Raw genomic sequence first — 14,079 nt, 5'->3', positions numbered from 1 at the left:
GTTACCAGCACTCTGTTTTTCATTTTAGAATTCATCGGAGCCTAGAGTTCGTTTTCTAATTTATATATAGTTCCTTATACTATGTATAAACAGTTGATATTACTTACTTTTAAAAATATTTCCATAATTTATAATATAAAATCCACTATTTTTATTTGTTATCTAATATCAGGTATTATTAATATGCTTAGGATATCCATATGTTGCCATTAATATTTCATTATGTTAAAATATCTTCATACAATTTAATATAGTTGTGTGTGGGCAACTGGTATCCCTATCCCTTTTAGAAGGGAGGTGATACTTATGTATGAAATGTTTATGATAGTTTTTACTGCTCTGTCATTTATGATAGCTTTGATAAATTTAATTATCATACTTATAGATAAAATAAAAAAGTAGCCCACCTGCGCAATTGGTAAAGCTACTTTTATTACATGTTAAATTAGTTATACCAGTTGTCTAAGACAACTAAAATTGTATACTGCAGGGTGCTACCAACACTCTGCTTTTATTATCTCTATATATTGATTATATTATACCCATTGGGCACCAATATATTCAAATATCATTATATTAAATTAGATTATATATAGTCACGGATTCATTAAATTACTTATATTTTCAATTGATTTTGAATAGTCGTAAACCACTATCTAAAAGCTCCCTCTACTAATAGATACTTTTCTATATTTACTTTTTCTTTTTCACTTATATTTTATATTATTTTTAAGGAATATTTGTTAGACTTTATATTCATATCATTACAACTTTGAATTATTTATATATCTGTTTCAAAATCAACTTCTTTTCTCTTCTTGATTTTTAATTAGATATAAATTATTTCTACTCCTGAAAAAGTAATATCACCAATTATTGTTAAAGTGTTAGTTGTTGTTTTATCATTTTTGTTTTTTTCACTAATAGCTCCTAAGAATACATTAGTTTTATCATCAATGTTCCAATTCTTAGGCACGTATAGTTCTATTCCTGAAAAAGAAGCATTAATTCTAACTATAGCATCATTATCATTAGACATAATTGCATTATCAAAATAAACCTTCATAGCTCCAAAAGAACAATCAAAATCTGCTTGCTGGAAATTATCTGAATTTATATATTTTATACTAGCACCAAATAAACTTTTAAATCTAACATGACTTTCGTCTTCTATGTCAATTTTCTCAAACTTATAATCTTCGCAATTATATTGCGTATTAACCCATTTAGTACGTTTATGAAAAATCATAGAAAGACCAATACTACCAAGTAGTACCGCAATCAATACAGTCCAAGGTGTAATATTGATAATTCCTAATTGTTTATCATATATTATGCAAATAAATGCAATAGGAAATAAAATACCTAAAAAATAAATTATTAAATATTAGAAAATAAATACCTAAACTACTCTATAGGCAGTTTAAGTTATTTTGTGTATTATAAATTTTTTTTATTTTTATTATATTTTTTCATTTTTTTGATTCTATAACTATAAGCTACATAGGGCATAAAGCTAAATATAAATACAATAAAATCTATTAATAATAATCCGGTTAAAAAAATGTTATTTATAAAAAATGATAAAACTATTAATATTATACCTACAATTAAAGAATAAATTGCTGATTTTCCTACTGTGTTTTGCATTGATATATATTTACCTAAATTTGATTCAAAATCACTATAAATAGGTTTAGTCCCGTATTGTGCTGAAAAAATATGCATTTCATTGCCTAAAGAAATAACAATATTCCATCCTGCCTCTTTAAACATATGAAAATATTCTTCATTTACATCTTTTTGATAATCTAAACTATATATTATATCTTGAGGGTCATCTTTTCTTAACTTATAAAAGAATCCTCCTACTATACTTTCTAATATCCATCCCTTTTTTGCATAATTTCTTAGTTTTTCCATATCACTTTCTTCACTAAATGCAAATCCACCAATCATTACATATTTATTTTTCATAGACATCATTCCTTTCTACTTCAAAAATTTTTCAGCAAAGGTAATCATCTGTTTTTTGCGATTTATTTCTTGTACAAGCATTTCTTTTCCTTTATCTGTTATCCTATAAACTTTCTTGTTTTCATGTATATTAGGATTTAATTCAACTAATCCTGATATTAAAAGTTTTTTTAATGTGGTATAAAGGGATGCGGGTCCAATATTCACTTCACCATTAGTAAATTTTTCAATAACTTTCATGATTAAATATCCGTGTTTTTCTTCAATAACACTAGCTAAAATATAAAATGCTGAATCCGTTAGCTCTCCAATTTCAATAGAATCCTTTCTAGCCATAGAATTCTCCTTTCTATTTTTATATACAATTTAATTAGTTATATCATTTAATGATATATCATTAAATATAATATATCATTAAATGATATATATATCAATTATTTTTTATTAATTTAGGATTTTTTCCTAGAACCATTAACATTTATAGATTACTTATAGATTAAGATGTAAAAAAATAGTAGCTCCTCAGTCTCAATTGGAAAGCTACTAATTTTTATTAATTTAAAGTTTAGTAATACCAGTTTCATAATCAACTAGATTTATATATTATATTTCTATAAATGATAATATACTATCCCTAAATCTATTATTTTACCCATGTCGCATATAATTTCTTATTTTCTAATAAGTCTTTTACAATAAATTATTAGACTATAAAATATCTAAAGCTATTTATTGTACTTGATGTTTTCTAAAAGTATTCCTTACAAGTGGTAAAGAAATAACTCCAACAGCTCCATAGACTATAACACGCATTAAAAGTAAACTTATAGTTATGCCTCCAAATGGATAGGACAAATAAGTGAAAAAATCAGGCTGCATTGCTTTAGAAGGCAACAAATATAAAATATGATTAAATAATCCATTATCAGCTCCTTTATTCATAAATAATGAAATAAATAAAATTACTATCTGAACTATCAAAACAGTAAAAGGTGTTTTAAATTTAGTTGATAATAGAAGTGTAAAAGATGCTGTGCCAAGTATAACTACATAAGCAATACCTATAGACATAACAGTAGACCCCAAAAATGTAGCTTTATAAGGTGCTATTGTATTTTGAATTTGAATAGGAAAATTCCACCCATCAGTTCCAAAACTCAAAAGAGGTATAGCCAGTGCAAAAATTAGATTTAATACAAATATAATAGTTGCAAATCCAAATGCTGCTATTATTTTAGCTTTAATTATTTTTGTTTTTCCATATTTAGATGATAAAATAATAGAATCAGCACCACATTGATATTCCCCTGCAAACATTGGTGCAAGAGTTATAATTATAGCCAAAAGTGTAAAAACTAATGTTCCGAACATTCTAAGTAGCGATTCCCAGCCTACATAGTAACCATACCTATAGGGTTTTTGTACTTTAGAACTTTTATTAATCCAAAACTTTTTTTCTTTATCAGAATAATTTCCGCCTTTATGATTCATATTTACAAATGTTGAGATTTTATTATTTCTAGTTTCATAAAACTTTGCTCCATTTTGGAATTTAAGTCTAAGTAAATTGGAAAGATCATAAACTTCACTTTCATCACCTGGCTTACAATAATTTACAGCTATCATTGATAGATAATCATATTTAGGCTGTACATATTTAAGGAAAACATGGTTTTTAAGTGAAAGTTGTCCTGTTTCGGTTTTTATAGTATTTGTAGGATTTGAAAATAGACTTTGATAATTTTTAATATCTTTTTCCACTTGATCTTCTTTTACCTCTATTGGAAGTTTTTTAGCATCTTGTTTTTTAAGCTCTATTGCTTTCAGCCCTGTATAATGTCCTTTTAAATTGAAGTATTCAAATCTTGTAATAGACATTGAAAAAAGTATAATAGTAAGTATTACACTGACTAAAATGGTTATAATATTTAATTTCTTTTTTGCCAACTTTTTAAACTCAAATTTTATTAAACTAAACATATATTTCACCGTCCTAATTTTTTAAGTTATCTTGAAAATGATATAAATATAAATCTTCCAAAGAGGAAGGTACATTAACTGCATTATCTATTGGTTTTTTACGGCTTATTATTCTTAAATCTAAAGAACCATTTCTGTTATGTTGTAGATTTACTATACAATATTTATTACAAAAGTAATCTTCTTCTGATTCTGATATTGTACATTTCCATACACTATTTTCAATTTCTTTTATTAATCCATCAACAGAATTTTGAGAAATAATATTTCCATTTTTCATTATAAGTATTTCATCAGCTATATACTCTACATCAGATACAATGTGGGTGGACAATATTATTATTTTGTTTTTGGAAAGATCTGATATTAAGTTACGAAATCTCACTCGTTCTTTTGGATCAAGACCTGCCGTAGGTTCATCCAAAACTAAAATTTTAGGATCATTTAATACTGCCTGAGCAATTCCCAATCTTTGTTTCATTCCTCCTGAAAAAGTTCTAATTTTTTTATTTGAAACAGAATCTAGCCCTACCATGCTTAATAACTCTTTAGTCTTATTCTTTGCAAAACTTGGTATTAAACCCTTTAAAGATGCAATATATAGCATAAACTCTTTTGCTGTAAAATCTGGATAATACCCAAAATTTTGAGGAAGATATCCTATTAAATCTCTATAATCTTCCCCCATAGATATAGTATTTTTACCATTTAATTCAACTTCACCTGAAGTAGGTGTTAACACTCCACAAATCATTCGCATCAAAGTGGTTTTTCCAGCGCCATTAGCCCCTAAAAGACCATATACTCCTTCTTTTAAATCTAAAGAAAGTTCATTTACTGCAATTTTACTTCCGTATCTCTTTGTCAATCTTTCTATGGATAAATTCATATAGTAACCTCCTTAATAACATCATCAAACAAATCTAATCTCTTCCAGAACTTCTTCATTTCAATAGCAAAGATAATTGTAGTGATTATATAAATTAAAATCCAGATTGATATGAAATTCTGTGTATAGATTCCTAAGTCGTTAACCTTTTCTAAAAGAAATATTAGCATCAATAAAACGCTATAAGTGGTACAAGCATAATTAAGTTCACGTCCTTTAAAATATTTCATTAGTTGCATACAGCCTATACACACTAAATTAAAGGGCACAAATGTATACATAATAACTCTAAGTGTACCTATATTCATTAATTTGTCTGCAAATATCATCATTATAATTAATACAATGCAATCTGTTATACCCAAAATAAACATTCTTGTAGCTAAAACTTTTTTTAGTGAATTCTTTGTAGAAAATTCAATTTCTAACATGCTTTTATAGTAAACTCTTGATATTTCCTCAATATTTATAATCAATAAAAGAGGCGATAAAATTGATATTAGAGAAAAAGTTTCAAAGTTTAGAGAACTTTCACTTCCTATATTATAAAAAGCTGAGCAAATCAAAGCTAAAATTAAAATTTGAAATACCCAGGTTCTCCTTCTAATAAAGCCAATTTGAGATAAAATAAATTGCTTATTACTTGTTCTAAATTTGGGTATACTTGAATAATTCTTATGAATAAACTCAATTGCATTCATAGGTGCATCCTCATCATAACTAGGAACACAATAATTATTTAACATGTCTCTTATTTCTTTCTCTTTCTTATTCATGCTTGTCCTCCTTTCATACTCTCACTAATTAATTTTATTGCCTTTTTCAACCTATATTTAGTTATAGAAATACCTGAATTCATAATCTTAGCAATATCTTTTATTTTTAGATCTTGATAGAACCTTAAAATTATTATTTCACGTTGATCTTTTGAAAGCTTGTTTAAGGCCTCTTCAATCATCACTTTATTTTCTAATTTAGAAATCTCCTCTTCTTTATAAGAATCTGGCTTTATTTCTGCTTCTTTTAAAACATATTTGGATTCTTTCTTATAAAAATCTTTGCATGTATTTCCTGCAACTACGTAAAGGTAATTTTCAAATTTTCCATAATGTTTATAACTTCCAATAGTTTTTATTACTTTCATGAATACTTCTTGAGTTAAATCCTGGGCAGCCTCCTTATTGTTTAAATGTCGGTAACAATAGTAGTATACTTTCCCATAATATCTTTTTATTAATTCATCAAATAAATGAATCTTTCCGTTTTTAATTTCTACTATCAATTTAGAATCTTCCACTATTATCACCTCCGAGACGTCTCATACAATATAACGATTATAAATAAAAAAAAGTCAATGGGTACATATAATTATCAAAATGTAAAAAAGTAGCCTCAACCAAAAATGAGGCTACTTTTTTATAAAATTATCTTTAATAAGTTTATTTCTTTTAAAATTCAGCTGATCCTGGAGTTCTTGGGAATGGTATTACGTCTCTTATATTAGTCATTCCTGTAATGTACATTAATATTCTTTCAAAGCCTAAACCGTATCCTGAATGTTTAGTTTCTCCGTATTTTCTTAGCTCTAAATACCACCAGTAGTCTTCTTTATTTAGGTTTAATTCTTCCATTCTTTTTTCTAATACATCTAGTCTTTCTTCTCTTTGGCTTCCACCTATTATTTCTCCTACTCCTGGTACAAGTAAGTCCGCTGCTGCAACAGTTTTTCCATCATCATTTAATCTCATATAGAAAGCTTTTATATCCTTTGGATAATCTGTTACAAATACTGGTTTTTTAAATATTTGTTCTGTTAAATATCTTTCATGTTCAGTTTGAAGGTCTATTCCCCATTCTACTGGATAATCAAATTTTGCTCCTGATTTTTGAAGTAATTCTACTGCTTCTGTATAAGTTATTCTCTTGAAATCAGAGTTTATAACGTTATCTAATCTATCAAATAAGCCTTTATCTACGAAACTATTGAAAAATGCCATTTCTTCTGGAGCATTTTCCATTACATAGTTTATTACAAACTTAACCATATCCTCTGCATTATCTAAGTAATCTGTAAGTTCTGCAAAGGCCATCTCAGGTTCTATCATCCAAAATTCTGATGCGTGTCTTGCAGTATTTGAGTTTTCTGCTCTAAAAGTTGGTCCAAAAGTATATACGTTTCTAAAAGCTAAAGCAAAAGTTTCTGCTGAAAGCTGACCACTTACTGTAAGGTTTGCAGGTGATCCAAAGAAATCCTTTGAAAAATCTATTTTTCCTTCTTCAGTTTTTGGTATGTTGTTTAAATCCATAGTAGTTAATTGGAACATTTCTCCTGCGCCTTCGCAGTCACTACCTGTTATTATTGGAGTATTTGTATAAACAAATCCTCTTTCTTGAAAAAATTTATGCACTGCATAAGCTGCTAAAGAACGCACTCTAAATACTGCTGAGAAAGCATTACTTCTTGGTCTTAAATGAGCTATAGTTCTTAAATATTCAAAAGTATGTCTTTTCTTTTGTAGAGGATAATCTGTGCTTGATTTACCTTCTATGGAAACTCTTGTAGCCTTTATTTCAAAAGGTTGCTTTGCATTTGGTGTAGGTTGAACTATTCCCTCTACTTCTACTGATGTACTTATTGGCATTTTACATAGTTCTTTAAAGTTTTCTAAAGAAGATTCAAGTATTACTTGAACATTTTTAAAGAAACTTCCGTCATTTACTTCTACAAAGGCAAAATTTTTAGAATCTCTTACTGTTCTTACCCATCCATTAATTTTAACTTCTTTATCCATGTATTTTTCAGTTTCTCTGTAAAGTGATTTTACTAAAGTTATATCCATGTTTTTTCCTCCTCTGTGGATTTTATTTCATAATATAAAAAAACCCTTCATCCCAAAAGGGACGAAAGGTATATATTCCGCGGTACCACCCAAATTGCCAAAAGGCCAACTTTAAAGTATGACTCTTTAATAATCATACAATCCAAATATAAGGCTTTGGCAACCTCTAAGCCTACTCTTTAAAAAATTTCGGTTAGAAACTCCGAGATGTTCTTCAATATAGCATATTTATGGAACTCGCACCCTCATCCACTCGCTTTAAAATATTATCTATACCTACTCTTCTCCTCATAGTTTTTGGTTTAATATTTTATTATACTATATAAATTAAAACTTAATTTAAATACTTTAAAATCCTTATGGATCTTATATAAAAGTGTTTATTACAATTATTAGTGATTGTCTAAAAATTTATACAGTAATTATCAATAATTATTGAACTTATTACAAAATTATAATATTTATAATATTATATGTCAATGATATTTAACAATACCTTTTATAAATTCAGAAAATACCTTAAATTTTGCAATTTCATTATTTTGAAAATATAATACATGCTATAAATGAAATCCTTTCCAATATATAAATTAATAATTAATATTTTTTAATATATTAATTCCTTTATAAGCCCCCTACAACACTGAATTATGACACTAATTACTATATTAACCATTGACTTTTATAACATAAATCTTTATAATATTTTTTCAGAAAAGTAAATTTTTCTTCATATTATTATAATAATATGAGGGTTGTAAATGTATACGTATGTTAGATTTTTCTGAATTGTGTTTATATTTAAGCCTTCCATATTGTGAAGGCTTTTTATTTTTGCTATTTTTTTATAATTTAATAGCACTCACTTACAAAAAATAAGGAGGATTTTATGGAAAGATTTATAAGTTTCATAGGTATTTTTGTTTTCTTAGGTATATGTTATTTAATATCAGAAAACAAGAAGAAGGTTAGGTTTAAACTAGTCTTTGCAGGAATTATTATTCAATTTATTTTCGCTTTTTTAATTTTAAAGACATCTATTGGTAGAATAACTTTTGAAAAACTTTCTGATTTTATTACAGCTATTTTAGGATTTACTAAAAATGGTTCAGAGTTTTTATTCGGCGGATTAGTTAACAATGTGGATAGTTTTGGGTATATATTTGCTTTTCAAGTATTACCAACTATTATATTTTTCTCATCTTTAATGGCAGTTCTATATTATTTAGGTATTATGCAATTTTTAATAAAACATATAGCTAATTTTATGGCTAAAACTTTAGGAACTTCCGGTGCTGAATCTCTGTCTGCTGCTGCAAATATATTTGTTGGACAAACTGAAGCTCCTTTAATAGTAAAACCTTACATAGAAAAAATGACAAGATCTGAACTTCATTCTGTTATGGTTGGTGGAATGGCTACAGTAGCCGGTAGTGTAATGGCTGGATACATAGGTATGGGAATAAGTTCAGCTCACTTATTATCAGCCTCTATAATGTCTGCACCAGCAGCCTTTGTGGCAGCAAAAATAATAGTGCCTGAAACAGGAGAGCCTGTAACTAAGGGTAACGTTAATTGTGAAGTAGAAAAATTAGATAAGAACGTAATTGATGCAGCGGCTAGAGGTGCCTCTGAAGGTCTTCATATGGCTCTTAATGTTGGAGCTATGTTAATAGCTTTTGTTGCTATAATCGCTATGTTAAATGCAGGTTTAGAAGGTATTGGACACTTAGTTGGAATTAATGGTTTAAACTTTGAAAATATATTAGGTTATATTTGTGCTCCTTTTGCTTACATAATGGGTATCCCCTCTCAGGATATGTTAACAGCTGGCTCTCTTATTGGACAAAAGACTGTTATAAACGAGTTCGTAGCATATTCAAATTTATCCACACTTATAAAGCAAGGAACACTAAGTCCAAGAACAGTAACTATACTAACTTATGCCCTATGTGGATTTGCTAATTTTAGTTCCATAGCAGTACAACTAGGTGGTATAGGAGAACTTGCTCCAAAAAGAAGAAGTGAAATTGCCCAGCTTGGAATAAAAGCCTTAATAGGTGGTACAGTAGCTAGCTTCTTAACAGCTTGTATTGCTGGAGTATTAATATAGAATAAATAGATTATTTGCTAACAATATTGTAGAAAAAATAATATTAATGAGCATATAAAAGATTTTTTAATAAATAATTTACTAATAGTATTATAGAGGCCGTTGCAAAATATATTTAATTTTGTAATGGTCTCTTAATGTTGAAAGAATTTTTATGAAATTAGTTAGTTGTTCCTAAAAGTATTTTAGGAACAACTATAGCTTAAAAAATGATACAGAAATTAATAGTTACCATAGTTACAATTCAATGATCTATATAAATATATGTATTCAGGTGCCCTTAATATATATTTGATTTTATGTTATACTTAATTAATCACATTTTTAGAGCCAATGATTAATACTGAGGTGATTTTTTTGGTAAATTACGATAATGATATATGTTTAGAGAATCTATTTTCTGATGAAAATGGTGAAAAATTTTTATCTATTTCTGTTCTTCAAACAGCTTTTAATGTAGCTTATGAGGGACTTATTCTTATTGATAAAAATTATAACATATTAAAAATAAACACTATGGGTTTAAACATATTAAATTCTACAGAAGATAAATTAAAAAAATATTCCATAAAAGATATCATAAGAAATTTTAACTTTATAGAAGATTGTTTAGAAAAAGGGATTTACAAATTTAGCATAGACTCCTCTTTTTTTATAAATAATAACTCTATAAGATGTATTACAAATATAATGCCTGTAAAGTTTCAGGATTCTATTATAGGAGCTATTGTATCTATAAGAGATACAAGACATATCCATAAATTAGTTAACAATGTAGTTGGCTATAAAGCTTCCTATACCTTTGATGATATAATAACTAAAAATCAAAAAATGAAAAGTATAATAGAATTAGCGAAAAAAGCTTCTGAATCTGATTGCAGTATCTTAATTGATGGTAATAGTGGTACTGGTAAAGAACTATTTGCTCAAGCTATTCATAACCATAGCAATAGATGCCATGGTCCCTTTGTTGCAGTAAATTGCGCTGCTATTCCTAGAGAATTAGTGGAAAGTGAATTATTTGGATATGAAAAAGGTGCTTTCACAGGAGCTTCTAAAGGTGGCTATCCTGGTAAATTTGAACTGGCTGATGGTGGCACTATATTTTTAGATGAAATCGGAGAACTACCATTAGATATTCAATCTAAACTATTAAGAGTTCTAGACAACTTAAAAATAATGCGAGTAGGTGGTACTCACGAAAAGAAAATAGATATTCGAGTACTGGCAGCTACTAACAGAAATTTATCAGAAGAAGTTTCTAATAAAAATTTTAGGGGAGATCTTTATTATAGGTTAAATGTTATAAATGTTCATCTTATTCCTTTAAAAGATAGGACAGAAGATGTTGAAGCCTTAACTAATTGTTTTGTAGATAAACTAAATATTAAAAACCCAGGCAACTTTAAAAAAATAGCTCCTGAATTTATGGATAAACTTAAGGCTTATCATTGGCCTGGAAATGTACGTGAACTTAGAAATATAGTAGAAAGAAGCTACTATATATGCGAAGATAATATTATTACAGACAAATTTTTAAATAACAAATTAATGAAAAATGAGCATCATAACTGTTGTATTGGAAAAGAAGAACCTATAGTTCCATTAGATATTTTAGAACATAAAGCCATCGAAAAGGCTCTAATTCATTGTAAAGGCAATATAGTACAGGCTTCTGAATTATTAGGTATAAGTAGAGCAACTATATATAGAAAAATAAATAAATACAATATAGATTTAAATGAAATATTAGAAGATAAACAGGATTAAACTAATTAAACATTATTTATCCGATGACTAACCGCTCTTTACTCCCATCGCACGCTGTGAAAGCGATTCGCACCAAATCGAAGATTTGGACTCTCTGCTTTTCTTCAAAGTGGGAGTAAAGAGCGGTTACGTCCCTGGATAACGATTTCTCCTAAGGGATAACGAATTCTAAGGAGTAAAACTCCTAAGAATTCTGTTAATAAGCTTTAGAGGGAGTAAAAACTCCCTCCAAAGCCAAGAACTCTGTTTATAAATATGAATTTAGTCATATTATAAAAAATAGGGTTATGTTAAGAAAATATAATGTTAGTATAATAATTTCTTAACATAACCCTGTTATTATTAAGTTGAGATTTGGAAGTGAGCCTATTTACTTTGCTCACTTTCCCCTTCCCCTTTTGATTCACTTTCTAATTTCTTTATTAAATTATGATTTAATAGTTCATCTGAACTCTGTAAATCCTTTGCACTTTCCTGCTTTTTAGCCTTTAATTCTTCTGTTTCAGTAATCTTTTCTCCCGTTTTTATATCATAATATTCTCCTGTCCAGGATACATAAAAAACTTTTCCATCAGTAAAGGACCCATTTCTAAAAGTGACTTTAGGTTCTTTTACATTTAATAAATCGTTACCTAACATATATTTCCTAGGCAAATTATATAAATTAGCCAATGTAGGGTATAAATCTATTTGACCACCATAAGTATGATTTACTCCTTTATTTTGATCCTGTGGGAAATGTATCATCATAGGTACCTTTTGAAGTTCATACCATTTTAAATCATTTGGTGATTTTTCTCCTACAAAGTCATACAACTCTTGTATATAATTTTTAGATATAGCATTATGATCTCCATAGATAACTACAATTGAATTATCTAAATATCCCTCTTTTTCAAGGTTCTCTAAAAACATTCCTAGTTGGGCATCTGTATAGTGTATACCCTTTAAATAATTTCCTAAAAATGAACCTTCATATTTTCCTACATTAAATTCCCCGTATCCTTTTACATCATCATAAGGGAAATGACTGCTTAAACTTATTAAAAAACTATAAAAGGGTTGTTTAAAAGTCTTCATTTTTTCTAAAGATTGATTAAAGAAAGATTTATCACTAAGTCCTAATCCTACTTCTTCATCTATATTATAAGTACTTTCTCCATGAAAATCCTGGAATTTTTGGGCTTTATACATTACATTTCTATTCCAAAATCCATCCTTATAACCATGCATAGCTGCTGTATAGTATCCCTTATCTTGGAGCGTGCTTGGTAGTGATTTAAATTGATTACCACTATACATATAATAAGCTGCACCTGAAGCTGCTGGATACAATGAATTATTAGACAAAAATTCCGCATCAGATGTATTCCCTGCTGCTACTTGATAAAAATAATTATCAAAATACATACTTTTATTTATCCATTTATTTAAATTAGGTGTTACTTCCTGCCCTTCTACCTTTGCATTTATAGCAAATTGTTGAAGTGCTTCTACTTGTATAACTATTAAGTTTTTACCTTCTCCTACACCTTTTAATTTATTTCCCTGTATTTCTGATTTTCCATCAAAAGTGTTTACTAGTTCCTTCTCTTTATCTTCTGGAAGTTTCTTACTATTATTTATCTTATTTTTTGTAAATTGATAAGCATCTATAACATGAAAATTTACATTTCCTAAAACCTTAGTTATATATATCCTATTACTCATAGTATTAAGCAATCCCGGTTGATCTACTGATAATTTATATATATTTATACCATTTAATAAAATAGCCCCTGCTAATATTAAAGATCCCATACCTATTCTTATAATTTTTTTATTTTCTTTATAAGGCATATTTCTATACACTTTTAGGAAAGGTATAATCAATAGTATATCTAAAAAATATACACAATCCATAATTTTAAACAAACTTGTAATACTGGAGGCAACTCCCCCTAACAAAAAGGCATTCCTTATGGCCCCTATAGATATAATATCTTTATAATATCTGTAATATAGTAAATCTGCTAAAATTATTGAACTAATTATTATATTTAACACATATAAAAATTTAGTTCTTTTATGTTTTGGTAAAAAATATCCTATACCTAATAATATCCCCACAGATGCTATAACTGGTAATAATATATACTTATAGTTAAAAAATTCTGGAGATATTTCTTTCCCATAAAACATTACTTTTAAACTTACTAAAATCAAAAATAGTATTATATCTAAATTTCTAATAACTATTTTCTTAATTATATTTTTCAACTTTAAAGCCTTCTCCATTTCCATCCCTCACTAATAATATTTATAAAACTTATTATTAAATTTATTTGTCTTCTGTTTACCTACTAAACATTATATTAATTTAAACCCATAAAAATTTTAAATATAAATTAAATATCATTATGGTTATTTATATAATCCACATAGAAAGATAAAAATTAATTTTAAATTTGTATACCAAATATAAAATCAACGTATTAACTTTTTTATATTAATTATGACTTACCTATACT

Annotated in this window: 10 protein-coding genes, 1 pseudogene and 1 other annotated feature; of the genes and pseudogenes, 2 read left to right on the top strand and 9 right to left on the bottom strand. The window is 27.5% G+C overall.

Annotation, left to right across the window (positions count from 1 at the left end; genetic code table 11):
- Positions 1-829 precede the first annotated feature (829 nt).
- From ACYUEW_RS01605 to asnS, 8 genes and pseudogenes are all read right to left on the bottom strand, one after another.
- Positions 830-1,387, bottom strand: a pseudogene (locus tag ACYUEW_RS01605) (LiaF transmembrane domain-containing protein); the annotation flags it as partial.
- A 53-nt stretch (positions 1,388-1,440) separates the two neighbouring features.
- Positions 1,441-1,977 (bottom strand): DUF2812 domain-containing protein, encoded by a 537-nt coding sequence (locus ACYUEW_RS01600; RefSeq protein WP_460276093.1) that lies wholly within the window; start codon positions 1,975-1,977, stop codon positions 1,441-1,443.
- Between the two features lie 15 nt (positions 1,978-1,992).
- Positions 1,993-2,313 (bottom strand): PadR family transcriptional regulator, encoded by a 321-nt coding sequence (locus ACYUEW_RS01595; protein ID WP_003488598.1) that lies wholly within the window; start codon positions 2,311-2,313, stop codon positions 1,993-1,995.
- A gap of 393 nt (positions 2,314-2,706) precedes the next feature.
- A complete protein-coding gene (locus ACYUEW_RS01590; RefSeq protein WP_460276092.1) occupies positions 2,707-3,957 on the bottom strand; it encodes a hypothetical protein in 1,251 nt (416 codons plus the stop codon).
- Positions 3,958-3,970: 13 nt separating this feature from the next.
- The gene (locus ACYUEW_RS01585) at positions 3,971-4,846 is read right to left on the bottom strand and encodes an ABC transporter ATP-binding protein (protein ID WP_003488594.1); all 876 of its coding nucleotides are present in this window, start codon (positions 4,844-4,846) and stop codon (positions 3,971-3,973) included.
- Complete coding sequence (locus ACYUEW_RS01580) at positions 4,843-5,622, bottom strand: hypothetical protein (RefSeq protein ID WP_003488592.1); 780 nt, start codon at positions 5,620-5,622, stop codon at positions 4,843-4,845. Before ACYUEW_RS01580 ends, ACYUEW_RS01585 begins: the two co-directional genes overlap by 4 nt.
- Entirely contained in the window at positions 5,619-6,143 is a 525-nt protein-coding gene (locus ACYUEW_RS01575) for an RNA polymerase sigma factor (protein ID WP_460276091.1), read from the bottom strand. Before ACYUEW_RS01575 ends, ACYUEW_RS01580 begins: the two co-directional genes overlap by 4 nt.
- Before the next feature lie 151 nt (positions 6,144-6,294).
- Positions 6,295-7,686, bottom strand: a complete 1,392-nt coding sequence (asnS, locus tag ACYUEW_RS01570; protein WP_003488589.1) for an asparagine--tRNA ligase — start codon at positions 7,684-7,686, stop codon at positions 6,295-6,297.
- A gap of 54 nt (positions 7,687-7,740) precedes the next feature.
- Positions 7,741-7,987, bottom strand: a binding site (T-box leader).
- Positions 7,988-8,575: 588 nt separating this feature from the next.
- On the opposite strand from asnS, the gene ACYUEW_RS01565 reads away from it, so the two are divergent.
- Entirely contained in the window at positions 8,576-9,799 is a 1,224-nt protein-coding gene (locus tag ACYUEW_RS01565) for a NupC/NupG family nucleoside CNT transporter (RefSeq protein ID WP_460276090.1), read from the top strand.
- A 357-nt stretch (positions 9,800-10,156) separates the two neighbouring features.
- Complete coding sequence (locus tag ACYUEW_RS01560; protein WP_460276089.1) at positions 10,157-11,569, top strand: sigma-54 interaction domain-containing protein; 1,413 nt, start codon at positions 10,157-10,159, stop codon at positions 11,567-11,569.
- Between the two features lie 366 nt (positions 11,570-11,935).
- On the opposite strand, the gene ACYUEW_RS01555 is transcribed toward ACYUEW_RS01560, so the two are convergent.
- Entirely contained in the window at positions 11,936-13,846 is a 1,911-nt protein-coding gene (locus ACYUEW_RS01555; RefSeq protein ID WP_042386162.1) for an LTA synthase family protein, read from the bottom strand.
- Between the last annotated feature and the right edge of the window lie 233 nt (positions 13,847-14,079).

It is taken from the genome of Clostridium sp. CTA-1 (assembly GCF_054768215.1).
Note: the sequence above shows the minus strand (reverse complement) of the source record. Positions and strands in the feature narration are given on the sequence as shown.